At 38.2% G+C, this 25,045-nt stretch carries 19 protein-coding genes and 1 pseudogene; 10 read left to right on the forward strand and 10 right to left on the reverse strand.

Translation table 11 applies throughout. The features are described from left to right. Window positions 1–256: 256 nt before the first annotated feature. The gene (gene mscL / locus G0028_RS03720; protein WP_130074228.1) at window positions 257–682 is read left to right on the forward strand and encodes a large conductance mechanosensitive channel protein MscL; all 426 of its coding nucleotides are present in this window, start codon (window positions 257–259) and stop codon (window positions 680–682) included. A gap of 63 nt (window positions 683–745) precedes the next feature. Further along, window positions 746–1,432, forward strand: coding sequence for a hypothetical protein (locus tag G0028_RS03725; RefSeq protein ID WP_227554766.1), 687 nt, complete (start codon window positions 746–748; stop codon window positions 1,430–1,432). Window positions 1,433–1,450: 18 nt separating this feature from the next. Here the strand turns inward: G0028_RS03725 and G0028_RS03730 are convergent, their stop codons facing one another. After that, window positions 1,451–1,735, reverse strand: a complete 285-nt coding sequence (locus G0028_RS03730; protein WP_130074230.1) for a peptidylprolyl isomerase — start codon at window positions 1,733–1,735, stop codon at window positions 1,451–1,453. Next, window positions 1,732–2,583 carry a bifunctional DNA-formamidopyrimidine glycosylase/DNA-(apurinic or apyrimidinic site) lyase gene (gene mutM, locus G0028_RS03735; protein WP_180046900.1) on the reverse strand — a complete coding sequence of 284 codons (852 nt, stop codon included), beginning with the start codon at window positions 2,581–2,583 and terminating at the stop codon, window positions 1,732–1,734. The genes G0028_RS03730 and mutM overlap by 4 nt, the downstream gene beginning before the upstream one ends. A gap of 401 nt (window positions 2,584–2,984) precedes the next feature. Here mutM and G0028_RS03740 point away from each other — a divergent pair, with 401 nt between their 5' ends. From G0028_RS03740 to G0028_RS03755, 4 genes are all read left to right on the forward strand, one after another. Next, a complete protein-coding gene (locus tag G0028_RS03740) occupies window positions 2,985–4,259 on the forward strand; it encodes a carbohydrate porin (RefSeq protein WP_180046898.1) in 1,275 nt (424 codons plus the stop codon). Between the two features lie 41 nt (window positions 4,260–4,300). Then, the gene (locus G0028_RS03745) at window positions 4,301–6,532 is read left to right on the forward strand and encodes a TonB-dependent receptor (protein ID WP_180046896.1); all 2,232 of its coding nucleotides are present in this window, start codon (window positions 4,301–4,303) and stop codon (window positions 6,530–6,532) included. 11 nt (window positions 6,533–6,543) lie between these two features. Continuing rightward, a complete protein-coding gene (locus G0028_RS03750; protein WP_180046894.1) occupies window positions 6,544–7,656 on the forward strand; it encodes an NADH:flavin oxidoreductase/NADH oxidase in 1,113 nt (370 codons plus the stop codon). Window positions 7,657–7,750: 94 nt separating this feature from the next. Next, window positions 7,751–8,677: an AEC family transporter gene (locus G0028_RS03755; RefSeq protein WP_180046892.1), complete on the forward strand. Its 927-nt coding sequence runs from the start codon at window positions 7,751–7,753 to the stop codon at window positions 8,675–8,677. Between the two features lie 122 nt (window positions 8,678–8,799). Here the strand turns inward: G0028_RS03755 and hemJ are convergent, their stop codons facing one another. The 6 genes and pseudogenes from hemJ to G0028_RS03785 all read right to left on the reverse strand — a co-directional run. Next, window positions 8,800–9,252 carry a protoporphyrinogen oxidase HemJ gene (gene hemJ / locus G0028_RS03760; RefSeq protein ID WP_130074236.1) on the reverse strand — a complete coding sequence of 151 codons (453 nt, stop codon included), beginning with the start codon at window positions 9,250–9,252 and terminating at the stop codon, window positions 8,800–8,802. A gap of 72 nt (window positions 9,253–9,324) precedes the next feature. Then, the gene (locus G0028_RS03765) at window positions 9,325–10,557 is read right to left on the reverse strand and encodes a beta-ketoacyl synthase N-terminal-like domain-containing protein (protein WP_130074237.1); all 1,233 of its coding nucleotides are present in this window, start codon (window positions 10,555–10,557) and stop codon (window positions 9,325–9,327) included. 260 nt (window positions 10,558–10,817) lie between these two features. Further along, complete coding sequence (locus G0028_RS03770; protein WP_180046890.1) at window positions 10,818–14,621, reverse strand: DUF4132 domain-containing protein; 3,804 nt, start codon at window positions 14,619–14,621, stop codon at window positions 10,818–10,820. Window positions 14,622–14,850: 229 nt separating this feature from the next. Then, a complete protein-coding gene (locus G0028_RS03775) occupies window positions 14,851–16,983 on the reverse strand; it encodes a hypothetical protein (RefSeq protein ID WP_180046888.1) in 2,133 nt (710 codons plus the stop codon). Then, window positions 16,980–18,158 carry a VWA domain-containing protein gene (locus G0028_RS03780; protein ID WP_180046886.1) on the reverse strand — a complete coding sequence of 393 codons (1,179 nt, stop codon included), beginning with the start codon at window positions 18,156–18,158 and terminating at the stop codon, window positions 16,980–16,982. Before G0028_RS03780 ends, G0028_RS03775 begins: the two co-directional genes overlap by 4 nt. Beyond that, window positions 18,155–20,350, reverse strand: a pseudogene (locus tag G0028_RS03785) (DUF5682 family protein); the annotation flags it as partial. The pseudogene G0028_RS03785 and the gene G0028_RS03780, both read right to left, overlap by 4 nt. A gap of 35 nt (window positions 20,351–20,385) precedes the next feature. Here G0028_RS03785 and G0028_RS03790 point away from each other — a divergent pair. Next, window positions 20,386–20,691, forward strand: coding sequence for an IS630 transposase-related protein (locus G0028_RS03790; protein ID WP_000122230.1), 306 nt, complete (start codon window positions 20,386–20,388; stop codon window positions 20,689–20,691). A 47-nt stretch (window positions 20,692–20,738) separates the two neighbouring features. Next, window positions 20,739–21,233: an IS630 family transposase gene (locus tag G0028_RS03795; protein ID WP_004785793.1), complete on the forward strand. Its 495-nt coding sequence runs from the start codon at window positions 20,739–20,741 to the stop codon at window positions 21,231–21,233. On the opposite strand, the gene G0028_RS03800 is transcribed toward G0028_RS03795, so the two are convergent. Continuing rightward, complete coding sequence (locus tag G0028_RS03800; RefSeq protein WP_194088747.1) at window positions 21,191–21,583, reverse strand: DUF5682 family protein; 393 nt, start codon at window positions 21,581–21,583, stop codon at window positions 21,191–21,193. The genes G0028_RS03795 and G0028_RS03800 overlap by 43 nt on opposite strands. Window positions 21,584–21,585: 2 nt before the next feature. Further along, the gene (locus tag G0028_RS03805; RefSeq protein WP_227554768.1) at window positions 21,586–22,677 is read right to left on the reverse strand and encodes an ATP-binding protein; all 1,092 of its coding nucleotides are present in this window, start codon (window positions 22,675–22,677) and stop codon (window positions 21,586–21,588) included. A gap of 232 nt (window positions 22,678–22,909) precedes the next feature. Here G0028_RS03805 and G0028_RS03810 point away from each other — a divergent pair, with 232 nt between their 5' ends. Both G0028_RS03810 and rpsL read left to right on the forward strand, forming a co-directional pair. Beyond that, window positions 22,910–24,355: an EcsC family protein gene (locus tag G0028_RS03810; RefSeq protein WP_180047891.1), complete on the forward strand. Its 1,446-nt coding sequence runs from the start codon at window positions 22,910–22,912 to the stop codon at window positions 24,353–24,355. A 186-nt stretch (window positions 24,356–24,541) separates the two neighbouring features. Further along, a complete protein-coding gene (gene rpsL / locus G0028_RS03815) occupies window positions 24,542–24,916 on the forward strand; it encodes a 30S ribosomal protein S12 (RefSeq protein WP_000246374.1) in 375 nt (124 codons plus the stop codon). Window positions 24,917–25,045: the final 129 nt, after the last annotated feature.

A 25,045-nucleotide genomic window follows, 5' to 3' on the forward strand; every position in this document is an offset into this window, starting at 1 on the left:
TTGATTTGGGCTATGGTGCGTATGATTTGAAAATCATGTTATTTGTCGAATATTTTATTGCAAAGCCAGTTTTTAGTTTGAGTAATCCTAAGGGCTCAGACTAATATTAAATCGTGGAAAAGTATACTTTTTGTATAAAATGAAAAAAAATATAGAAAGTTCTTTAAAACCTAGTAAATTAGGCGGAAATATATATTAGAAATTAATGTATACTTCGTCACATAAAAAGTACGCAAAAGCAAGCGTGGAGATACACATGGGTATTGTTTCAGAATTTAAAGAATTTGCTGTCAAAGGCAATATGATGGACATGGCGATCGGTGTCATCATCGGTGGTGCATTCGGTAAAATTATTGACTCTCTTGTGAAAGATATCATTATGCCACTGATCACTGTGATTACAGGAGGCGGTGTTGATTTTACGCAAAAATTCTTCGTATTAGGAGATAATCCGAACAATTTACAATCTTTAGATGAGTTGACTAAAGCGGGAATTAACGTTCTAACCTACGGTAACTTTATTACAATTTTCTTAAACTTCCTAATTTTAGCTTGGGTGGTTTTCTTGTTGGTTAAATTCTTAAATAAAATTCGTAAACCTGTGGAAGCAGCACCTGCAGCTACGCCAGAAGATATTGAATTATTACGTGAAATTCGTGATGAATTGAAAAAACGTCAATAATCCTTTTCAGTATTTATCATGTATATTAAACGGTACTTTGAGGTACCGTTTTTTATGTGTACTATGAATAAAGGATTTAAAATTAAGGGAAGGGAAGAGAACATGCAAAAACAACTACTGATAAGTTTAATGATTTTCAGTCTATTTGCATGTAGTGAACCCCAAAAAAGTAAAGTAGATCCTGAATTAGAAAAAATTGCACTGCCCAATAGCAAGAATGAAAATACATCAGAATTAAATCAACAACTGACTTTTGAAGATATTCCTAATCAAAAAACACAATATGAAACAATAGAAGCCAATAATATTAATGAAAATGAAGTCTTAATGAATGCTTTACAAGTCAAGTTGTTAAAGCAAAATTTTGAGTTATTTGAAAGTGAAAGTGGTAAAAATTGGTCAGAAAATGATTGTGATCTGAACAAAGTACTCCAAGTTAAAGGCGAAGGATTACGAATTTACACTGCAAAGAGTAAAGTGGGAATAGGTGAAAAGAAAAAGTATTTTCCAGACTTTACGATGTTGGTTTTTGGCTTCGAGAGTGAGGCGCAAGCCATTCAGCATTACAGTACATTGAAGTCAGCTGTCTTTTCTAATCATGGTTTTTGCAATGGTAAAACGCCTGAAAATATTGTTAGAAATGGCAATGAGGTGTTTTATTTTGCTACTCGTGCAGAGATGTTTAGAAGCTATATCAATGAATATGCGGACTTTATTGAAAACTATAACAGCTTAGAACAAAGTCCTTAATTTATTGTTATTTCAATTTTAAAAGTCCATACGGAATTTGATTTCTAACAAATGAAAGCCAAATTGACTTTTAATTGGCCCATGAAGTTCGCGTTCAGCTAAACTAAACACAGCTTTGTCGATGGGCGCAACTAAATCCCCTTTTTTAATTTCCCCCAATTCACCGCCTTTTTTCGCTGAAGGGCAAGTAGAGTGCTGTTTAGCAATTTTAGCAAAGTCAGCGCCATCCAAGATTTTTTGTTTTAATTGTTGAGCTAAGTCCTTATCTTTCACCAAAATATGACGAGCAATTGCAGTTTTCATTGGGATTTACCTTTTGATGAGGGGTGAACGACTTTGATTTTTTTTAAGGGTTGGCATTGTGGGCAAAATACACTCGCACGTTGTCCAAGTTTTAAATTTTCTAATGTTGTTTCACAATTTACGCACATTTCACCTGCACGACCATATGCGAGTAAGGTTTGCTGAAAATAACCATTTTCACCCATAGCGTTAGTGTAATCACGTAAGGTTGATCCACCTAAATCTATGGCTTGCTTTAAAATACGTTTAATTTCAATTACTAATTTAGCAATTTGGGTTGAATTCAGTGTTTTAGCTGGTTGGGCAGGATGAATGCCTAAATTAAATAAACTTTCGGTTGCATAAATATTACCCACACCGACCACGACATGATTGTCCATGATGGCAACTTTTATGGCTGTTTGTTTATTTTTTAATTTTTCAGTCAAATATTCTGCTGTAAATTCAGCACTGAGGGGTTCAGGACCCAAAGTGTCAATCAGTTTACTTTGTGAGTGTTCATCTAACCAAAGGATACAACCAAAGCGGCGTGGATCATGGTAACGGAGTTGAATGTCTTCAAAATCAATAATTAAATGATCATGTTTACGCAGTTCTTCATGTGCATCACATAAACGAAAACTGCCAGACATTCCCAAATGCCAAAGCATGGTATTGTGTTCAAATTCAGCCAAAATATATTTAGAACGGCGAGTTAGTTGAATCAGTTTTTGTCCAACTAATTTTGATAGATCATCAGGAATTGCCCAACGTAAGCGTGATTCCCGAACTTGTACAGAGATTACTTTTTGCTCAAGTAATGGGAAAAGACTGGTTTTGGTAGTTTCAACTTCTGGTAATTCAGGCATAAGGCGGTTGAACAGGAGAATAATAAGATAAGAATAATATTGTAGTGAAATTTGTCAGTTCAAGAAAGTTTTCTAAAAATATACAGGTCAGTTGCGATGGTACATTGTTAATACATGTACAGACAAAATGAGGATTCAGTGAGTAAAATTTAATAATACTAAACAATTGGTAATAAGATGAGCTGATATTATATAAAAAAAAGTTTATTTACTCATAAAAATAATCACCTAGTGGAAGTTCATAAAAATGTGTAATTTTCTTGTAATAAAACTGTAATGGCATCCATTGTAAGCAATGCCATTGCAGCATATTTGTAGGTTGTAAATGTGATGTTTCTCTTAATTATAGATATCTAACACCCTACAAACAAAATTTATACAGTTTTAAATTAGGCTCTGCTATGAAAATTATTGCGCTTTCTTTATTGGCAATTTCAACTGCTTCTTTAATGTCAGCTACACATGCAGAATCTGCATTTGACCCCAATGGAAAAACTTTAACAGGAGACTGGGGCGGTAAACGCACTGCGCTTGCAGAACAAGGTATTAAATTTGATGCCAATATTGCAATGGATGGTTCATATTTGGCGGACGGTGGTTACGACGCACATCAATCGCCGACATTTGGGACACAATTTGCCGCAGGAACAACGCTAAATCTTGAACAACTCGCTGGTTGGGATGGGGTGACGGTACGTGCTATGGTGACCGCTCGTCAGGGGCAAAGTACCAGTTTGGAAGGGATTCAAGACCCAAGTGCACCACAATTTGCCAATTCTCAAGCCAATTGGGGGCGTGGTAACTCAGGGAGTCGTTTGAGTGAATTATATATTGAAAAAAATTTTAAAGCACAAGGCGTGAATGTCCGTATTGGGCGCATGGGCTTGGGAACAGAATTTAATACAATGGCATGCGATTTCCAAAGCAATGCTTTTTGTGCTGCGCAGATGGGGAAATGGCAAGGTAAGCTATGGTACAACACACCTGTTTCACAATGGGGCGGGCGTGTAAAGTGGCAAATACAACCTGAGTTGTTTACACAAGTGGGTGTGTTTGAATATAACCCTGAAAATGCTTTAGAACGTCACGGTTGGAATTTAGATACCCAAAATGCAGATGGGATTAATATTTTAGCTGAAACCGTATGGTCTCCGAAAACAGCAATTAACAATTTAGCAGGTAGTTACCGTGCAGGGCTGTTGTACAATACGGCTGATGATGCAAAGAATCAATATGATGTTGCTTATAAAGCAGGTACAGTCGGTAAAGACCGCAGTTATGGTGGTTGGCTTTCATTTGAACAACAACTGACGTCTACAGGCGAAGGTCGCCGTGGTTTACATAGCTTTGGTAATTTTACCTTTCATGATCAAACCACCACACAAGTGGATAATTCTCAGCAGCTCGGTTTGAAATATATTGGTCTTTTTGATGGTCATCCCAATGATATTTTAGGTTTTGCTGTGAATCGCGTGCATGTCAATGAGCGCTATCGAGCGCCTAAAGCTGCAGTGCTGAATCAAAGTGCAGAATATAATATGGAACTTAATTATTCCTATTATCCAACCCCATGGTTGATGTTACGTCCTTTAGTTCAGTATGTTGTACATCCAGGTGCAACAAATAAAGTGGATGATGCTTTTGTGGTTGGATTCGGCTCGAAAGTTATTTTCTAGTCTTATTTTTAAAATGTAAAACAAACATAAGGAATATGCTGATGCAAAGTAATATACGATTTATCTCTCTAAATTTTAGCTTACTTTGTTTAACAGCATGTATTAGTCAACAACTTTATGCTGAAACGGGGACATCAGAACCCGTTCAGCTTTTGGATACACTGACTTTACACGCAACGCGTAGCGATACGACATGGTTGCATACACCTGCTTCGGTTTATCGGATTGAACAAAAAGAGCAAGCGAATAATCTCGGGGTTAATCTGACTGAAACATTGCAAGGGGTGCCGGGATTACAACTGAATAATCGTGAAAATTACGCCCAAGATTTACAGTTGTCGATGCGTGGTTTTGGTGCACGTTCAACGTTTGGCGTACGTGGCATTCGCTTATATGTGGATGGGATTCCTGCAACAATGCCTGATGGTCAAGGGCAAACTTCGAATATTGATTTGAGTAGCTTAAAAGATATAGAAGTTCTTGGAGGACCATTTTCAGCCTTGTATGGTAATTCTTCAGGTGGAACGATATTAACCACAACCCAAGAAGGGCAAGGGCGAGACTCGATACAATTAGGATATTCGGCAGGGAGTCATGATAAAAATCGTGCCGACATTGTCTTGCAAGGCGGTGCAGATCAAGCCAATGAGCCGAGTTATGTGCTCAGTACGTCGTATTTTGCGACAGATGGTTATCGTGAACATAGTGATGCGAAAAAAGTCCTCAGTAATGCCAAGCTCAGTTGGGATTTGGAGGATGGTTCTAAAATTAATTGGACCGTGAATCATGTTGATATCAATGCCGATGATCCACAAGGATTGACCCGTGAACAATGGCAAGCCAATCCGAAACAACAAGTTCCATTTTTAAAACAATTTGATGTCCGAAAAGAAATTAATCAAACGCAAACAGGGATCAATTGGACTAAACCCTTGAATGATCAAAATGAACTTTATTCAATGGCATATTTTGGTCATCGTGAAGTGACCCAGTATCAATCGATTCCAAAAGGTGAAATATCTCCAAATCTTGGATTGGATAATTATGGCAAGTCTAAACCATCAACAAGTCAAATGAACCCTAGACATGCTGGGGGAGTGATTGATTTTGATCGTGATTATTATGGTGTAGATCTGCGTTGGACAGGCAAAGCGTTATTGCTAAATACACGATTGAGTGTAGGTGTGGCTTATGATGCAATGAATGAAGACCGTCAAGGTTATGAAAACTTTATTTTAAATCCGCAAAATCAGCCGAATTATGGGGTAAAGGGTGATCTGCGTCGTGATGAAAAAAATACTTTATGGAATTTAGATCCTTATCTGCAAGCCTCTTGGCAGTTGGTTCCTGCACTGCGATTAGATGCAGGTTTACGCTATAGTAATGTTCATTATGAATCTAAAGATTATTATTATAGAAGTGCTGAATATATTGCCGATAAAGATAATGGCAATGATAGTGGTAAAACGGATTATGACAAAGTATTACCTTCTGCTGCTTTGACTTGGGATATTTCTCCACATCTGATGAGTTATTTTAGTTATTCTAAAGGCTTTGAAACGCCGACATTTACTGAAATGGCTTATCCAACCTTGGCAACGTCAGGCATTAATTTTGCGTTAAAACCTGCGACAAGTGATAATTATGAAATCGGTTTGAAAGCCAAAAATCGTTTAGGGCAATTCACCGTAGCAATTTTTCAAAGTAAAACCCAAGACGACATTATCTCAGGGCAGTCAAATAATGGACGAAATACCTTTCGCAATGCAGAGCAGACGTTACGTGAAGGGCTAGAGCTGTCTTGGAATAAAAAATTATGGCGAGATTTCACGGCACAAGCCTCTTATAGTTATTTAGATGCTACGTTTAATGCAGATGTTCCTGAAATTTTAAATGATCAACATGAAGTGCTTGCGGGTAAAATTCCAAAAGATAATGTCATTCCTGGGATTGCCAAAAACCAAGCCTATGCAAGTTTGGGATGGTTACCTGAAACAGGTTTGAATGCGGGCATAGATGTTCGTTATATGGATAAAATTTATGTCAATGATAGTAATAGTGATGCTGCGCCAAGTTATACCGTGACCAGCGCCAATGTGGGGTATATTTGGAAAAATCATGATTGGAAAATTAAAACCTTTGCGCGTGTAGATAATGTTTTTGATAAAAATTATATTGGTTCTGTGATTGTAAATGATGGAAATGGGCGTTTCTTTGAACCTGCGGATGGGGTGAATTGGAGCGCAGGATTAAATATTACAAAAGCATTTTAAGGAAAATTTACATGTCATTGCTATTTCAACCGATTCAATTTGGACAACTGAAACTCAATAATAAAATCATCATTGCACCAATGTGCCAATATTCTGCCACTGAGCAAGGTGAAGTGACCTATTGGCATGAACAGCAATGGGCAAATTACGCATTGTCAGGTTCGGGGTTGTGTATCATTGAGGCAACAGCCATACAGCCAGAAGGTCGAATTAGCTATGCCGATGTCGGATTATGGAATGATAGACAGCGTGACAAAATTCAGGTGTTGCTGCAAAAAGTAAAAACCCTTTCACCGATGCCTTTTGCTGTGCAGTTAGCACATGCAGGACGTAAAGCTTCTACGGATAAACCTTGGTTGGGCAAGGGACAGATTGCACCTGAGCAAGATTTAGGATGGCAAACAGTTTCAGCGAGTAACATTGCATTTAATGTAGATGATGTTGCACCACATACATTGACCGTTGATGAGATCCAACAAATCATTGCTGATTTTGCAGCTGCGGCAAAACGTGCAGTAGAGGCAGGGTTTGATTTAATAGAAGTGCATGCAGCACATGGTTATTTGTTGCATCAATTTATGTCACCATTGTCTAATCACCGTACAGATCAGTATGGTGGCAGTTTTGAAAATCGTATTCGCCTGACTCTAGAAGCGACGAGAGCGATGAAAGCCGCAGTGCCTGCTGATTATCCAATTGGGGTACGTATTTCAGCAACAGATTGGATGGATGAAGAGGGCGGTTGGAATGTCTCTTCTAGCATTGACCTTGCTAAAGCATTGGAACAATGCGGTGCGGTGTATATTCATGTCTCTTCAGGTGGTTTACATGTACAGCAAAACATTCAAATCGGTGCAAATTATCAAGTACCTTTTGCTACTGAAATCAAAAAACATGTGAATATTCCTGTGATTGCGGTAGGTTTGATTACTGAGCCACAACAAGCAGAAAATATTTTACAAAATAAACAAGCTGATGCGATTGCATTGGCACGAGCAATTTTGTATGACCCACGTTGGCCTTGGCATGCAGCTGCTGTGTTGAATGCACAAGTGGCTATTGCACCACAATATCTGCGTTGTCAGCCCCATGCATTGAAAAGTCTCTTTACGCCATTTGAGTAAAAAGTTATGCCTTAATGGTATTTAAGATTTTGAGAAATATATTTTAGGATATATTTCTCTTTTTATTTTACCATACGGAAAAAGGATTCACCCAATGGTACTTTCAGTGCTTTTACCTATTTTTATCCTCATTTTTTTGGGATATTTGAGTGTAAAAATCAATCTTATTGATAAAGCACAAATTTCAGCACTGAGTGCTTTTGTGATTCGCATTTCTCTTCCTGCATTATTGTTTGTGGCTTTGGCTTCTAAAGATTTGCATGAAATTTGGTATCCAAGCTATTTCTTTGTCTATGCGACTGTGTCTTTTCTCTTATATTTGACTGTATTTCTGGTTTTTTATTACTTTTTTAAACATCGGTTTAGCCATGCTGCGGTATTTGCGATGGGCGGTGCAATGTCAAATACGGGCTTTATTGGGACTGCAATTTTAACCTTGCTGATGGGAAATCAGGCGACCGTTTATATCTCGTTAACCTTGATTGTGGAAAATGTCATCATAGTGACCATGGTGTTGGCTTTGGCTGAAATGGGTTTGCAGCAACAGCAAAATCTTGGATTATTACTCCGTCAGACTTTACTTAAGTTATTAAAAAATCCTGTGATTTTATCGGTGATCTTGGGTTTGAGTTTTGCATTTTTTCAGATTCAATTACCCACTCAACTGCATCAAGCATTAGATTTGCTAGGTAAAACAGCTTCACCCATTGCACTTTTTGTTATTGGTGGTGGTTTGGTGGGTTTATCAATTCAAAAAATTGATATGGAAAGTGTATTTTTGGTGTTTGCTAAAATGATCATAATGCCATTAGCAGTATTTACAGGCTTGTCTTGGATGCCAAATGTCAGTCAGGAAATGCTTTATGCAGGTACGATTATTGCGGCTTTACCGATGCCTGCGGCTTTTATTATTTTCTCACAAGCCTATCAGTTGCAAGATCAAAAAACCTTAACACCGTTGATGATCAGTACATTTTTGGGTTTCGTGATCATTAGTGCGCTGATTGCATTGTGGTGGTGAATATTCCCAATAAAAAGGATTGTTAAAAATAAGTTGCTCAATGGATATTTAGGGTATTTGAAATTTTATATAAGCCAAAAAATTAAAAAACCTCCGTGTGGAGGTTTTTAAAATATGGGGGCTTAAAATGTGGGCTTAACCACCACTAAAATAACCACAGCAAGTAAAATTAAGGTGGGTAATTCATTAAAAAAACGCCAAAATTTGTGTGATTTGTAATGTGCATTGCCAATGAGTTTTTTACGGTAATAACCACAAACAAAATGATAAATGACCAATAAACCCACTAAGCCTACTTTCAGATAGAACCACAGTGCTTCGTGATAATGACGTGTTGCATCCCCCCAATCCACGAGGAAATGGGCGGTGATCAGTGTGATGATCATCGAAGGCCACATGATGCCTCGATATAATTTGCGTTCCATCACTTCAAAGCGTTGATGGCTAAGCTGATCTTCGCTCATCGCATGATAAACATAGAGGCGTGGGAGGTAGAACAATGCAGCAAACCAACAGACCACTGCAATAATATGAAATGCTTTTACCCAGAGGAAAGCATCAGAAGGAGCATCCATCAAATCACCCTTATGTAAAGGGCAGTGCGGAAGTGGTTGACCTATTGGAGTAATAGATCAACCATTTTCAAATTAGCCTTCCCATTTTTTGAAAATGAGACATGCATTAACACCGCCAAAACCGAAACTGTTACTCATGACAGTATTCAATTTTGCATCACGTTTTTCAAGTACGATGTCGAATGGTTTTGCACCTTCGTCTAATTCTGTGACATTGATGTTTGGTGCAATAAAGTCATTTTGCATCATCAGTACAGAATAAATGGCTTCTTGTACACCCGCAGCACCTAAGCTATGACCTGTCATTGACTTTGTTGAACTCAATGGTGGAACTTGACCTTCACCAAAAGCACGCTCCATGGCTTTTAACTCAGTTACATCACCTGCAGGTGTAGATGTACCATGTGTATTTACATAGTCAATGCTTTCTACGCCGTGTTGCTTTGCTTCATCAAGTGCCATCAAGATACAACGTGTCGCACCTTCGCCTGATGGTGCAACCATGTCAGCACCGTCAGAGTTTGCAGCATAAGCAACCACTTCAGCCAAGATATTTGCACCACGTGCTTGAGCATGTTCCAGTGATTCAAGAACCACGAAACCGCCACCGCCTGCAATCACGAAACCATCACGGTCAGCAGAATAAGGGCGTGATGCTGTTTCAGGTGTTTCATTGTATTTAGAACACAGTGCGCCCATCGCATCAAATAATAAGCTTTGTGACCAATGATCTTCTTCACCGCCACCTGCAAGCATTAAATCTTGTTTTCCCAATTGAATCAGGTTATATGCATAACCAATCGCATCTGCAGAAGTGGCACAAGCACTAGTAATTGAGTGTGCAACACCTTGTAATTTGAAGGCTACACCGACGTTTGCAGTAATGGTATTTGACATATTACGTGGAACGAAGAAAGGACCAACCTTACGTGCGCCTTTTTCTTCAAGTAATTTAATCATTTCAGCAACAGAGGCAGTAGAGTTACCACCCGACCCCCCTGCGATACCATAACGTGGATTGCCACCCAATTGTTCAGGAGTTAAACCTGCATGTTCAACCGCAGCTACCGCAGAATTATAGGCATACATTGCACATACGCCCATGAAACGTTTAAGTTTACGGTCAATATGGTCAAAATCTTGTTCAGCCGCAGCACTGACATGACTTTTAAAATTGAGTTCTTCATAAGTCGGGTTATGACGTGTGCCTGAAATTCCATTTTGTAAAGAATGGGTCACATCTTCTAAGGTATTTCCGATACATGAGTTAATACCCATACCCGTAATCACAACACGACGATTCATACAAAGTCCTTTATTTTAAAATAAGCGATACAATGGGCTCATTTAAGCGTTTTTAGTTTTCTATCGCAATGGCGAAAGATATAGATTCTACAAGGATTGACTTTATTTACCTGATCCTCTGACTTTTTGGTCAATCCTTGGCTACAAGTTACTTTTGCCGTATTTAAAAATAAATATGAAAAGTAAAATATTTGCAAAATAAGACAAAGCTACTCAAATTTATCTCACAAAAGAGCAGCTTTGAGAAAATCTTACTTGTTTTACCAAGGCGTTTTCTTTTCCCACTCAGGGTCAAAACCACGACATGCATCTGCAACTTTCAAATAATCTGCGTAGCTTTCAGCCAGTAGAATTGGCGGAACTTCACTTAAGGGTAGACGATTTGAGTTCCAAGAACGGCTACCGAGTTGATCAAACTCTAAGTCATACAGAACCGCAGGAATATTTTCTTCAGGGACATAACTGCCACTAAATACGATTTGTACATCGATACCCAATTGTTTAAATGGTTTGCTATAACGGTCAAATGAGCCTGCATCTTCAATGCTTGAGCGTTGATAACCGAGTTTGTTGACGATACCACGTAAAGTAAAAGTATCTGTGATCCAACCTTTGCGATCTTCGATTTGATTGGCTTTGGGATCGGTGAGTTCAGGTAAATGATGGCTCATTTGTTCAAATAAAAATTTGACTTTGTAGTCTTTAAAATGTGCCATCCATGCATCTGCATGATCTTTACCGACAATCACGGCATGTGCAATTTGAATTTTGCTGGTGTTACTAAGTTCAATTTCATCATCATCTAGATTCAGTAAGCAGCCATCATCACTTGGACGGAACGCGATTTTTTCACCTGATTCAGTGACTTCAAGCCAAACTAAACGTTGAATTAAACGCTGCATGATTGGATGTTGAAACAGATATTCTTGCCATTCCATAACATTCCATTGTCGTTCACTACACATTGCCTCATACAAACGACCTGTTTGCATGTCAACGACCTGTTTAAATTCTTTTTTGCTGCTGCTGAATAATGCTTTTGCTTCTTTAATCAAACTCTCATCATCATTTTGACGCGCTGCAGGTAAGGTTTTGACCACTTTACCTTCTTCATTCTTTAATACAAATTTGTCTTTATCATCGACGATCGCTGTAAATAAGCGTGTGCCATATTCTAAGTTTAAAATACCATTTTCATCCAATCCTGCTGTTGGAATCGTGCGGTCAGCCAATTCATCATTACTCCATTGATTACGTTCAGCAATTTCTGTGACTAAATCGGTCGCTAAGTTTTGTACAGAGGTCGTGCGATAACGCCGTGATAATGATAATAGTAATTGAATGATTAATGGATCATTGCTGAGAGATAATGCTGAAATCATCGCTTCAATTTGTGAGCGGCGAGGGTAGTGCTGCTTCATATAATTTTGTAGCATTTTTACAGCAAAACTACCTTGTGCGGGATAAGTGAGTGCCAACATCCCTTTACTTTTAATCGCTGAACCTAAATAAATTGACAGTTGTTGACGCTTAACTTCTTCAATGACTTCTTCAAGTGTAATGGTTGCATAATGCCCATAATATTCAGGGTATTTATGTCCATAATGTTGATAACTATCTCGGTAGCCTTGTAGGCGTTGTGGTGCTTCTTTGGTTGCGACCTCCATCGCTTGTTCTAAAGTAGGAGATAAAGTATCTTGTTGAATAAAAAGATGTAATAGATGGTTGGCAAGCTGTTGCTGACTTTTTTCATCGAGTAAATCTAAGTAACGTTGAAAAAGTGCATTGGCTTTTGGGTCTTTAAGTTTTTCAGCCAACACCACCCACCAGTGAATAATTTCGGCTTTTACAGTTGTACCATTTTTCCACGATAATTCAGGTAAAGTTTTGGCATCAAACCAAGTAAAACTACTGGAAATCTTCGCTTTTAAGCCCTGTTGAGCCTCAGCAAGTAACACTTTTTCAGACAAATAAGGGCTGATGTCTTGTCCTAATTTTTCCAAAGCAGTGAGTAGGGCGGCACGAACGATTTCCTTTTTCTCTTTTTTCAGTAAAGCGTTTAGTGGTTTAACAGCTTCCTGACGTTGTAAACGTGCGAGCCATTCAATGGCAGTAATGCGAATTTCCTGTTTACCTGAGTCTAAAGCTTCAATGGCACGTAAATGAATTTCTGGCAACGTTTGTAAAGCTTGCTGTGCGTCGAAACGCAGACGTTTATTTTCCCCTAAAGCATATTCAAGTAAACGGGGAATAAATTGCTGTGGAATGCTTGGGAAATATTCTAAAATTTTAATCGCTTTGATGGCTTCAAATTGATAGTAGGCACTTTCTTCTAAAGATGGACTTAAACCCAATGCTTCACTGATAAACTCAGGATGTTCAGCAAAAAAAGGCCAAATCTGTTGTGGCTCGGTGATATAGTCATCTAAATTATTCCAATAAGACATTAACATACCTTGTGCGATCTGACGCTCAGTATTGCTACATCCTATATCTTGGAGTGCTTGGTTGATTTGACGTAACTCTACATTCGCATATAGGGAAGGTGGTACATCCTCAAAAATGGTGCGCCAACTGATCGTTTGATCCGCCCTACGAGAAACATGAATGCGCATTGCATGAATCAGTGAATATTCAGGATATTTTTGTATATTTTTTTGATAGGTGATGATCTGAGTATCTTGTTCAGAGGGTTTTCGGGAGGGTTGACCATTTACCTGATCTAACAACACTTTAAAATTACTAATTTTCACGTTTTTTAAACGCTTTAAATTTTTTTGCGCCCAATCTGAACGATAACTACGATTTTTATTTTCTTCGATTTCAGCCGCAGCAGACTGTTCGGCTTTTTTTAGAATTTTATCAAAATTATCTTGTAAAACATCAATGAAATCAGAAGGAATATTTTGTGCAAGCAAGGGGCTAAAACTTGGAATTTCAATATGTGTAGCGTGAGTAGACTCATGTACTGCTTTTAAGCGTTGTACAGCCATTAAAATCACTTGTTGTACAGATTTTTGCTTTTCACTTTCAAGAGCTTGTTCTAAAACAGCAAGGTTATGTTCACCTAAGCGTGCTAAAAGTTCTGCAGCAAAACCACGTTCCTTGCTTAAACCATGGATTAAATAGTCCTGTAAGTAACGTTGACTGTCTTCTGCATTGAGTTGGCTGAGTAAACTTACTGCCAAATCACGAATGGTTTTAGAACGACCAATGGTTAATTTTACGATTAATTCAGGAAGTTGCTTTAAAATCTCAGGTTGAGCTTTTAAATAATCTAAAAATACAGTTTGCCCATCGACATTGAGATTTGGAACCTCTTGTTTGAAGATATCAAGATGTTGTTCAATATAAGTATTTGTATCAGACAGTTCAAAAATTAAATTCATACGGTCTGTATAATAACTACTACAACCGACTCGTTCGAATAGAAATAGCGGTAAATGTTGCGCCAAAGTGGGTTCATCTGCAGCTAAAAGTTGCTCTAATTTAGCCAATGTCCATTGTTGTTTAATCAGTTTTTTTGCATCAAGTTCACTAAAACCATGACGCTGCTGCAATGTGACCAAAGCATCGACCACAATATAGTGAAACCACACAGGAATAGGCGCGTACAGTTCTTTATAATTTTTTTGTTGGGTAATACTTTCATATACTTTGCCCAAACGAATAATCTGTTCATTATTTAAGGTATCAAATAAATCATCATTGAGTTGCTGGCGTGATTTAATAGATTGATTTTTTAATTTTTCTTGTGCTTTGTTGAGCTCGATATTTGTCCAATACCATTCATAAGTACCAGGGCTACCGATCAAGTCACTGGCTTTTTCATCAGGGAGTTGATTCAGTTTGAGTAATATTTCTGGGTTTTCACCTGTAAAAATAAATAAGCTAATCGCTTGCTCTAAGCCTTCCTCAATTTCGCTGAGTGGTAAAAATACCGATAAAACTTTTTTTACATTATTCTTTTGTGTTTCATTAAATGTATGAATTACTTCATTGTTTTGTTGATGGCCTTTATTGGAAAATAAAGTTTCAAGCTTTGACATAAAATTATTCAGCATTATAAAAAATTCCTATTCTGAAAAAATGTATTTTTTATTTCAGGGTAGATCAGTGAAGTCGATTAAAAAAATATGTTCCTATCTTAGAAAAATAACACAAGAATTGAAGCATGCTTTTGGCGTTGTACGACATAACTTGACTTATTAAAGGTGTTTTATTGATGTCTTCATTTAGGTTTTTAGAGGTCTTGTTTTGTCGTACATCGGGTTGATCATTCCAAATTGAATTTTATAGCGGTAAGCGAGAAGACAATCGCTGTATTTGTAAAAATAAATGTCGCCATTTTAGTAAAGTCGCTGGCAAATTATCACTTTCGATGCCTGTTTGAATACTACGTTGCAATATTGCCAAGCCCAAGTCCTCATATAATTGTGCAGCATGTTGTAATTTAAGTTTGTCTTGCGGATCGAGTACAGCACGTCCTGTATTGGCATAAAACTCAAGCACAGATTGGGTTTGCCTGATGGCAATATCTAAAGCAGAATAGTGCTGTTGGCTTTGCCATTGTTTTTTTTGTTGCAGTAATTTTTCGATCCGACCTGTGATCAACTCGCCCAAACTGCTCTTTTTATAGGACGGGTGATGGTAGTCCAAACTGAAAATTTCCAAATGTTGCTTTTTCTGCAAAATGACACTACATGGAATGAGTTGAATATTTTGTTGTGAGGTGTCCAAACGCACGAGTGTTGCTACAATTTTTTCATTCTTTTGAATAAGCGTAGTGAGGTGTTTGATCCGAACTTGATATTCAATTTCAATCGGTAAAGTGAGTTTTAAATGACAAGCATCATCATCCTGAATACGACATTCAAAACATTGTTGCTGTTCATTCAGTTCAGGTGCATCAATCTGTTGGTGGCGTAGTAATACATAACGATACGGATTTTGCTCCAAACTTGAGGTAGGTTGCACATATCGAACGAGATCAGACCAACGACTAACCCCGATATTCAACTGTTGAAAATCATCTAACGTCAGGTCTTGAAAACTTGCAAGTTGAGTAAACCGAGTGTCTGCACTCGCACTGAGATTGACCTCAGAGCTTGCTTTGGAAATATTGAGTTGAATCTGATGCCTCAGTAAATAATCTAAAGATGTGCCCCAAATGCCTGTTTGTGCCACACTATTTTTGTCAAATGTGCTGTCTAAACGATTGGCTCGGGCTTGGGTGACTTCACGGCTATGCTGTTGTTCTACATCCCAAAACGTAAGTGTTAGACCTTGTGCACCGCTGTCGGTTTGCCACCATTCACAGCCCAAAGGAATTAAGCGTTCTGTACTCTGTTCTTGATAATCACGTTGCATAGTGCCTTTGAGACGCTTGAAATTTTTAGCTTGGTTTTGACTGTTTTGTAAGGCAAATAAATAAGCGTTTAAATAGGCGAGTTGTGAGAAAATCTGTTGTTCGTCCATTTGAAAGTCATCTTCTAGCAACTGTTGCATCATGCCGTGTAACTGTCTTAACTGTGTTGCCAAGCGAGGTAAATTTTGCGCACGTGCTTGCATATTTAAAATGTGCAATGACAAGACAGATTCTTTAGCGATATGAGAGAGACCTTGCTGAATAAAGTGTTGGCAAAGTTGTTGTAGTTCTTGGATAAATTCAACGTCTTCAGGGGTTAAAGTGTGTGAATGATTGAGATGAAGTTGTTGTTTTAAATCCTCCGACCATTGCCATTGTTCAGGCGCATGCAGATGAAATACATAGGCAATACAGGCTAAATGTACAGCGTTTTTTTTATTGTCGTTAATATCTGACAAAATCCCGTCAAAAGCTGTTGGCGGGAAAAATAAAATTGGATTTTCGCTGAATGTGGTTTTAAAACTGATTTTTTCAGTTGATATTTCAAGAGAACAAGAGTCTTTATTCTCACAAAAATTTTGCCAAATTTCAAAAGCTAAACGGGTTTGTGCTTTGCCTATTTTTTTAAATAATGTGCTGTCTTTTAGGGCTAAAACTGTGTTTAACGCTGAATTTTGGACAACGCTTTCTGTCGCGATTGCTTTGACATTTTCTGCAAGGCGAGCAGGACTTTTCGCAGTTTCTAGATGCTCATGTGTATTATTTTGTTCAGTGCTTTCAATGGTCGTTTGAGTGATATGTTGATTTTGCTGTAACCAAAAAATACTGCTGAGAATATGTTTGCAACAACTTTGAGCAGGGCAGTTGCATTGTGCTTCGGTAATACCTTGTTCTGGTAAACATACTTCAAATTCTTCGACTTTAAATTGCAAAGGTGCAGTATTGCCTTCAATGAGTTGCACCTCTTCAAGTGACTTTTTGGCACGACGAATCAAGCCTGTGTTGCTATGTAAGGCTAAACTTTCTTCATCATAATGCAGATAAATTTGTCCAATCATTGCATCACCTCCGCAAACCAAGTGGCTAAATGCTCAGGTGTCATCGCAGCGATTTGCATACCACGTTGTTGTAATTTTTGTGCCATGTTGCTGTCATAAACAGGATTGGCTTGACTGTCCAAAGCTGCAAGTCCAAGCAATTTACAGCCTTGTTCATTCAGTTGCGCTGTCGTATTTAACAAATGCTGAACCGAGGCTCCTTCCTCAAAATCACTGATCAAAATCAAAATGCTACGATTCGGCTGCGTAATTTTTTGAGCACAATATTGCATGGCTTGACCAATATTGGTTCCGCCACCAAGTTGTACGGTGAGTAACACTTCGACAGGATCATGTGCTAAATGACTGAGATCAACAATTTGTGTATCAAACAGTACCAAGCTGATTTTTATTGTAGGTAATGCTGCCAAAATGCTGGCACAAATTGCGGCATACATGACAGAGTCAAGCATTGAACCGCTCTGATCCACACACAGCACAATTTCCCAAGATAAATGCTTTTGCACCCGAGCATTAAAAATTGGATTTTGAATGATCAGCTTTTTATGTTCAGGTTGATAATTTTTCAGATTGGTGTGAATGGTGCGTTTCCAATCAAAATTCTGCGCTTGCTTGATATGGGTACGACGAAAACGATTGCGTCGCCCTTGTAGTGACTGCAAAAATTGCGTGCGAATTTTTTGTAATAATTCCTCAACCACTTGGCGAATCACATCACGTACTGCTTCTTTGGCTTCAGTACTTAAATGTCCACGCATACTGAGCAGGGCTTTGGCTGTGGCAGGATGAGGTGTTAACGCTCGGATACTTTGAGGGTCTTTAAGTAAGTCTTGCAGTTGATAGCGTTCGAGCGCATGTTTTTGCATACGTTCAAAGGTAGATTTGGGAAATAATTTACGACTTTGATTGAGCCAATTGATTGCGGTCAATTGTGAGCCTTCAAGTCCACCATGTCGCTTAGAGCCTTGTTGAACGCCACGGCGTTTATATTCATTTTGATATAAATAATCGAGATTGCGTTCTAATCTCAGTTGTTCACCTGACAAATGGGCTGCTGATAAACTTTGATCGGAATAACGTCCTAAAATGAGTCGCCAACGTCGGGCAGCTTCTAGGCTGTCCAATACATTTTCATCTGAGTCTACATCGGATGGTGCGGTATTGTTGGATGTCATTTTGCCACTCCTGTAATCCAATGCTCAAGTTGATCATGCTGTAAAAATTGTTGTAATTGTTGATTTAACTGAGCAGCCTGTAACATGTCTTGTTCACTAATATGACTGTGCGCTTGATCTAGAATCACATCTTCAGCAAGTCCTGCCATACGGGCGACTTTTTGTGAAACAGCAGAATTTTGCTTTGGACTGAGTTGACTGAAAATATAACGCAGATCAGGCAAAATCTGTAAAAAGGTTTCTTCTCGCCAATGTTTAACCAAATCATATAAAGCACTGATGGCAATGGGGGATTGCACAAAAATTTCAGGTGCAATTGCAAACATTCCTTGCACATATTGCACAGCTTCATTGGCATCACAGCCGACAGCAAAGGCAATTTTTAAATACTGCTGTAATTGTTCCTGATCAATCCGATGATCAAGAAACATTAAGGTATCCAAAGCACCTTTTAATTTACTGAGATGGAAGTGATCAAATTGCTGACGTTCAATATGCTGATAAAATAAGTCGAGCAATGCATCATTTTCTTGTTGCAGTTTTAGTTTAGAAACTGACAAAATTAAATGATGTAAAGTCTTAAAACTATTTAAATTTTCTTCAATTTTATCTTCATGGGTGTCATATAGTTGTTCGAGTAAGAAACAAGCTTGTTTCACTGAACGCACTAAACTGTGCTGTAAAATGTGTTCAGGCAATTGTAATAACTTTCGACCACTCCATAGATAATACAATTGCTGTGCAGCAGCCACGACTGAGTGTAAGCTTTGATCTGTTTCTAAATAATCATCTAACTGTTGTTGTAAAATATTCAGTTGTTCTTTTAAGCCCAAACGACAGGCTAAAGTCAGCAATTTTGCGGTTTCAAATGCCGATTGTCCGAGCCCATTTTGCTGGTGATATTGCTGTAAAGCGAGAATTTTTCCTAAAGCGATGTGAGGTAATTGATCGCCTAATTCTGCAAGTTCAATTAAACGCGCTTCAACCGAAGGTGACCACGCATAACGCCATTCTTCAAATAGCAAATCCATGCCCGCGCCATGGGTGAAATCTGGACCTGATAAGCGATGTGCAAAGCCACAATCGACAAATTCAAGTAAATTGAGAAATTGACTGATTTCTTGCTGTAAAGGCTTGCGGTAAATATCAAGTTTTCGATGGCGAGGAATTGTATCGCTGACATTAAAACGATATTTTTCGATTTGTTTGAAAATATTTTGTAACAGTGCGGGGCTGTGTTGATGTACAGCGACATTCCCCAGTTGTTGCCCGCTTAAATATGTATAAATTTCCTGAAATAACAGTTGTTGCCCATCGTCCACTTCACCTTTGACTAAGGCGCTTTGTAAAGCATCTAATAGGTCATAACGACTTGGGCGGTAATGACCGCGCAAATGTGCCAATTGCAATGCGAGTTCAGCCGTGTTTTTAAGTGCAATATATGCGGTGACATCTAGAACTTTTTTATCCTCTAAATGATGACAAATTTCAGTGAGATATTTTAAAAACTGCTGTTGAATGAGAGCATCATCGATTTGTCCTTGATTCAAATCTTGCCAGAACTGTTGATAAAATGCGGGAGATGGCATACCTGACGCATAACCATTTAGCGCATCTAAACGGTCAAAACTATAACGAATTAACCATGCATTTTCCTGCCATTTGTCTTTTTTATTGACCTGAATAGGGTAGCGTTTTGCTGTGTCTTTTTTTGCTAAATTTTCAATCAAAGCCAAGGTGTGAAAACCACCTGTGACCACCAAAATTTTATGCTCAGGACTTAAACAGGCTTGGATTTTTTGCCACATACAATCTTCACGATGCAACGATGCTTCTTGTAATAGCACATCCTGTTCATAGTCCAAACGTGCCAATGAACACCATGTAAAGACATCCTCGAAAAATTTTTCAGCTTGCTTGAGTTTAGAAATACTTTGTAATTCAAATAAATGATCCCAAAGTTCATCATGGTTACGACAATGTAACTGCTGTGCAAGATTTTGAATATATTGGCTATGCGCTAAGTAACGCTCAGAAATCAGATTTTTTTGAGACCAATCTAAGGAGTCATTTGCCAATTTAAAAGCACTTTGTTCTTGCCAAGACAGATCAATAAATTCAATTTTTGCGTGTTGTACAGCCCCTTGTTTTAATGCCACCCATTCAGGCGAATATTCACAAAATGGGTAATATAGTCAAATCATTATAAAACCAATACAATGGTGCAATGAGTTATTCAGAACATTTTAGACGTAAAATTTTAGCTAAACTTGAGGAAGGTTATTCTATTCGAGCGGTAGCTGCACAATTTGAAATTAATAAAAATACCATTGTTGAATGGAAGAAACGTATAGAGATTAAAAAAACTCGTGTACGGAAACCTTCTAAAATTAACGATGATGCTTTACGTGAAGATGTTGAAAAGTATCCTGATGCTTATCAATATGAACGTGCTGCACGTTTTAATTGTGGTGTTTCATCTATTGGTGCTGCATTAAAGCGCTTAAATATTACAGTTAAAAAAAGACGTTAAGCCATCCTAAAGCAGATACAAAGCTTAGGGATAAATTTATTCAGCAAGTGAATGAATTAGAAACAAACCACCCGATTATTTATGTGGATGAAAGTGGTTTTAAGTCACATGATTACAGACCTCATGGCTACTCACGAAAAGGAGTACCTTGTTTAGGGCAATATAATTGGCAATTAAAGAATCAGACCAATGCCATTGGAGCAATCCATGAGGGTAAGTTATTTTCAGTCGGTTTATTTGACTGCAAAATCAATTCAGATGTTTTTCATTTTTGGATAGAGCAATTCCTCATACCAGCATTACCTGAAAATAGTGTAGTGGTTATGGATAATGCAGCATTTCATAAAAGAGCAGATATTCAGGAGTTATTGGAACAACAAGGGCATAAAATTCTTTGGCTTCCTGCATACAGCCCTGATTTAAATCCTATAGAACAGATGTGGGCATGGGTTAAACGTAAGCGTAAAGAATGGTTGATCGACTCAGTCGATGAGTTATTTCAAGTTTTTTTCGAATCCTGTATGAATAATAAAGTAGTTTGACTATAGGCTGAAAACAGTGCAGGTGTTTGATTGCCTTGTGTATCTTGGTTTTGATTCGATTGTTTTGCTTGAGTGGCTTTTTGTTGTTGTGCTTGTGCAAAAATTGCAATTGGGGGTTGGGTATTTTCATCTAATAAAGCTTCAAGTAAAAACTGAAAGCGATGTGGTGCTTCGATTAAAATATGTGTGGGTTGTAATGCCTCAATATAATGTTGCAAGGCATAGGCACAAGCAGGGCTATGGTGACGTATAGGCGCAAAATAAACCTGTTGTGCTGCGGCGAGCGTTTGCTTGGCTTGAAATGCCTGTTGCAGTCGTTCAGGCAGTGCTGCTGCATGAAATTCTGCCATGGTTAAAACTCACGGCTAGCATCAAAAAAGGCTTTCCAATCTTGATCTTGGCGTGCACGTTCTTTGACCACACTGTCCAAATAATAACGTAGACGTTTGGCATCTTCAGGATTGTCTTTAAATACTACACCCATTAATTGCTGTGCGATATGTTCAGCTTGCAGTACGCCATTGCCCAAATAAATTGCCTGTAAACTTGCTGCATGCGCAATATTTACCGCTTCCGCCGTTGACATGACTGCATCAGGCGTTTTTAAGTTGGCACCTTGTAAGCTTTGACCTGTACGTAATTCATTGAAAATAGTGACAAGCAGCTCAATTACTTGCGGTGGTACGGTTAACTCTGAAAATAAATCACCGACTTGTTGTTTGAGTTGTAACTGTACTAACTCCACCTCAAAGGCACGGTTTTGAATAGGTTTCACAGTTTCAAAGTTAAAACGGCGTTTCAGTGCAGCAGACATTTCATGTACACCCCGATCACGTAAGTTGGCCGTGGCAATTAAGTTAAAACCATGTTGTGCTGAGACACTGAAATCTTGTCCCATTTCAGGAATCATCATTTGTTTTTCAGACAATAATGATACCAAAACATCCTGAATTTCAGGCGGGCAACGGGTAATTTCCTCAAAGCGTGCCAATTTTCCTTGTTGCATAGCAAAATAAATAGGGGATGGAATTAAGGAACGATCCGAAGGACCTTCAGACAGCAATAGGGCATAATTCCACGAATATTTAATATGGTCTTCGGTGGTTCCTGCGGTTCCTTGTACCGTAAGTTGAGAGTTGCCACTAATTGCGGCACTTAAGAGTTCTGACAGCATAGATTTGGCTGTGCCCGGTTGCCCAACCAGCATTAGACCTTGATTGCCCATTAAGGTAACTAAGGCACGATCAACCAAAGCATCATCGCCATAAAATTTCTTTTGAATATTGAGCTGAGCGTTGCCCAAGATAAAATCCCGTACGGCATAGGCTGAAAGTTGCCAACCTTGTGGTTTACGCTTTTGGTCTTTTTCTTTTAAGCGTTTTAACTCATTAGCATATTTTTGTTCAGCACTGAGCTTTAAGGTGTATTGTCGATTATTATCCATATTGTGAATCATCTTGATATTCAGTTATATAATTGATCATAACGAGGCATGACAGGGAGCGCCAGCATTGTTAGCATGAATGCGACAAATTGTGACTTATGTATATATTTTTGTGTAACGGTATTATGGTTTTTTATATTTTTCGTCAAACGTACACAATTAGAGTTGAGATAATCATGCACAATCCTTAGTATTGGGCTAAACCCATAAAAATGAGTGGAGTAGAGTGCAAATGGCAGATTCTAATAATAAACAGACAAAGCGCATGTTATCCAATACATTTGGACTCGCTAAAAAAATAACTGCGACAGGTTTAAATATGTTAAATCATGTTGCGCCTAATTCTGTCACTAAGCTCAATCAAAGCCCTGCAAAAGATTCAGTTGTGGAAGGCAAAGCCCGTAATCAAAGCATGTTTGAAAAAAAACAATATGATAACCCGCAACAGATGATGCGCGAACATTTACCCAAAGTATCGAGTCAGTTATTAGGACGACATTATACAAAAATCAATAATGTAGCTTCATTTATTTCACCACAATTAAATGACAAAATGTCAGACTATTTTTTTGATAAATTGAATGATTTTGTTTCAGAGAGTAGTTCAGTTGATAAGCTGCTCAAAGAAGTCGGTGCCAAAGATTTAAAAGAACTCACCCAAGATCCAGCTCGCTCACAGCGCATTAGCCAAGCTTTAGCAAATCAAAATAAAATCCTTGCTGCTATTCAAGGTGCATTTACAGGTGCAACAGGTGTGATTGGTTCAGCGATTGATGTGCCAACATCGATTGCACTAGCTTTGCGTAGTATTTACCAAACAGGACGTGCACATGGCTTTGAGTTGAAGCCTGAGGATCATGAGATTGTTGAATTTATTTTCAAAAAAATTGATCTAGGTTCTGTGGCGGAAAAACAAGCGTTGTTAATTGCGGTACGAACATTTTCCACCACTTTACAAACCCATGATGTCAGTCAGTTTCAACAATTAGTGGGATCAAGCACCTCATCTGATGTATTGAAAAATTGGTTAAGTAATCAAGATGGTACATGGAAATGGTCTTGGTTGGACAATCTACCCCAATTTAAAATTGTGACTAAACTTGCACCCTTAGCATGTATGAGCATTAGTGCAACTTATAGTTGGAAATTGGTTGATGATGCGACTGAAAAAGCACAAATTGTATTTAAAGGGGCGCAACAATATCAAGCGCAACATCCTGAAGAAAATATAAGTGCTTTAGCTGCTTTTGAAAAGTCAGAAATCTTACTTACACAAGCCAGTTTATTGTTACAAGCACCAGAGCAAGAAGATGCAGCTTCCGTTCCTGCGATTGAAGAAACTGTAGAAAATGACGTTATTCAAGATGTGCAAGTATTGACAAAAGATGAGGCTCAGCAACTTAAAAGTAAGGAAGAAATCAGTATTGCAGATTTAGCCAAAGCGCATGTTGCCACAGAAAATTCGCTTTCTACTGATGAATCACAAGCGAGTGAGGTTGTAAAAACAGCAAAATTGACCGAAAAATCGCAAGCAGATGAAAAAAATGCAACAAAAGATGCACAAGATACACAGGCAAATGTTGACGCAGAAACAGTCATTGATCAGTCGAGTGAAAACGAAGCTGTGACGCAAAATGTTGAAGCGACAGCAAAATCTAACCGCAATAAAAAAGTTTAAAATAACATACATAAGATTTATTTTAGGTGAGTTGGAAAAAACATCTAAAAAAGATTGAAAAAATACAGAGATGGTCAATATTTGATAAGTGTCGAATGTTGACCATTTTTACATCTTGACTTACAATTGCATGCCCTCAAAAAGCGGTATTTTTTTGAGGCTTTTTATTAACGGGAGAATTGCCATATGGCAACAACAAATCAGTTGATCCGTAAGGGTCGCACAACTTTAGTTGAAAAATCTAAAGTTCCTGCGTTGAAGGCTTGTCCACAACGTCGTGGTGTTTGTACACGTGTTTATACAACTACACCTAAAAAACCTAACTCAGCAATGCGTAAAGTTTGCCGTGTGCGTTTAACTTCAGGTTTCGAAGTTTCTAGCTACATCGGTGGTGAAGGTCATAACCTACAAGAGCACAGTGTTGTTCTTATCCGTGGTGGTCGTGTTAAAGACTTACCAGGTGTACGTTACCATACCGTTCGTGGTTCTTTAGACTGTGCTGGTGTGAAAGATCGTAACCAGTCTCGTTCTAAATACGGTGCTAAACGTCCTAAGAAATAATTCTTTCAGAATTCAATCTTAAGATTATAGAACTGCAATCCTTTATCGTCTCGCTTGTCTGATTTCTGCATTTATTTTGTGAAATTCAAGCGACGTGTAGTAAGGCCAGCGAAAAGTACATGACACTTT

The sequence above is a fragment of the Acinetobacter piscicola genome (genome assembly GCF_015218165.1).
Taxonomy (GTDB): domain Bacteria; phylum Pseudomonadota; class Gammaproteobacteria; order Pseudomonadales; family Moraxellaceae; genus Acinetobacter; species Acinetobacter piscicola_A.

Bases quoted from the DNA above. Each gene is read 5' to 3' on its own strand.
- mscL (WP_130074228.1), top strand. From the start codon at position 257: ATGGGTATTGTTTCAGAATTTAAAGAATTTGCTGTCAAAGGCAATATG.
- G0028_RS03725 (WP_227554766.1), top strand. From the start codon at position 746: ATGAATAAAGGATTTAAAATTAAGGGAAGGGAAGAGAACATGCAAAAA.
- G0028_RS03730 (WP_130074230.1), bottom strand. From the start codon at position 1,735: ATGAAAACTGCAATTGCTCGTCATATTTTGGTGAAAGATAAGGACTTA.
- mutM (WP_180046900.1), bottom strand. From the start codon at position 2,583: ATGCCTGAATTACCAGAAGTTGAAACTACCAAAACCAGTCTTTTCCCA.
- G0028_RS03740 (WP_180046898.1), top strand. From the start codon at position 2,985: ATGAAAATTATTGCGCTTTCTTTATTGGCAATTTCAACTGCTTCTTTA.
- G0028_RS03745 (WP_180046896.1), top strand. From the start codon at position 4,301: ATGCAAAGTAATATACGATTTATCTCTCTAAATTTTAGCTTACTTTGT.
- G0028_RS03750 (WP_180046894.1), top strand. From the start codon at position 6,544: ATGTCATTGCTATTTCAACCGATTCAATTTGGACAACTGAAACTCAAT.
- G0028_RS03755 (WP_180046892.1), top strand. From the start codon at position 7,751: ATGGTACTTTCAGTGCTTTTACCTATTTTTATCCTCATTTTTTTGGGA.
- hemJ (WP_130074236.1), bottom strand. From the start codon at position 9,252: ATGGATGCTCCTTCTGATGCTTTCCTCTGGGTAAAAGCATTTCATATT.
- G0028_RS03765 (WP_130074237.1), bottom strand. From the start codon at position 10,557: ATGAATCGTCGTGTTGTGATTACGGGTATGGGTATTAACTCATGTATC.
- G0028_RS03770 (WP_180046890.1), bottom strand. From the start codon at position 14,621: ATGCTGAATAATTTTATGTCAAAGCTTGAAACTTTATTTTCCAATAAA.
- G0028_RS03775 (WP_180046888.1), bottom strand. From the start codon at position 16,983: ATGATTGGACAAATTTATCTGCATTATGATGAAGAAAGTTTAGCCTTA.
- G0028_RS03780 (WP_180046886.1), bottom strand. From the start codon at position 18,158: ATGACATCCAACAATACCGCACCATCCGATGTAGACTCAGATGAAAAT.
- G0028_RS03790 (WP_000122230.1), top strand. From the start codon at position 20,386: ATGAGTTATTCAGAACATTTTAGACGTAAAATTTTAGCTAAACTTGAG.
- G0028_RS03800 (WP_194088747.1), bottom strand. From the start codon at position 21,583: ATGGCAGAATTTCATGCAGCAGCACTGCCTGAACGACTGCAACAGGCA.
- G0028_RS03805 (WP_227554768.1), bottom strand. From the start codon at position 22,677: ATGGATAATAATCGACAATACACCTTAAAGCTCAGTGCTGAACAAAAA.
- G0028_RS03810 (WP_180047891.1), top strand. From the start codon at position 22,910: ATGGCAGATTCTAATAATAAACAGACAAAGCGCATGTTATCCAATACA.
- rpsL (WP_000246374.1), top strand. From the start codon at position 24,542: ATGGCAACAACAAATCAGTTGATCCGTAAGGGTCGCACAACTTTAGTT.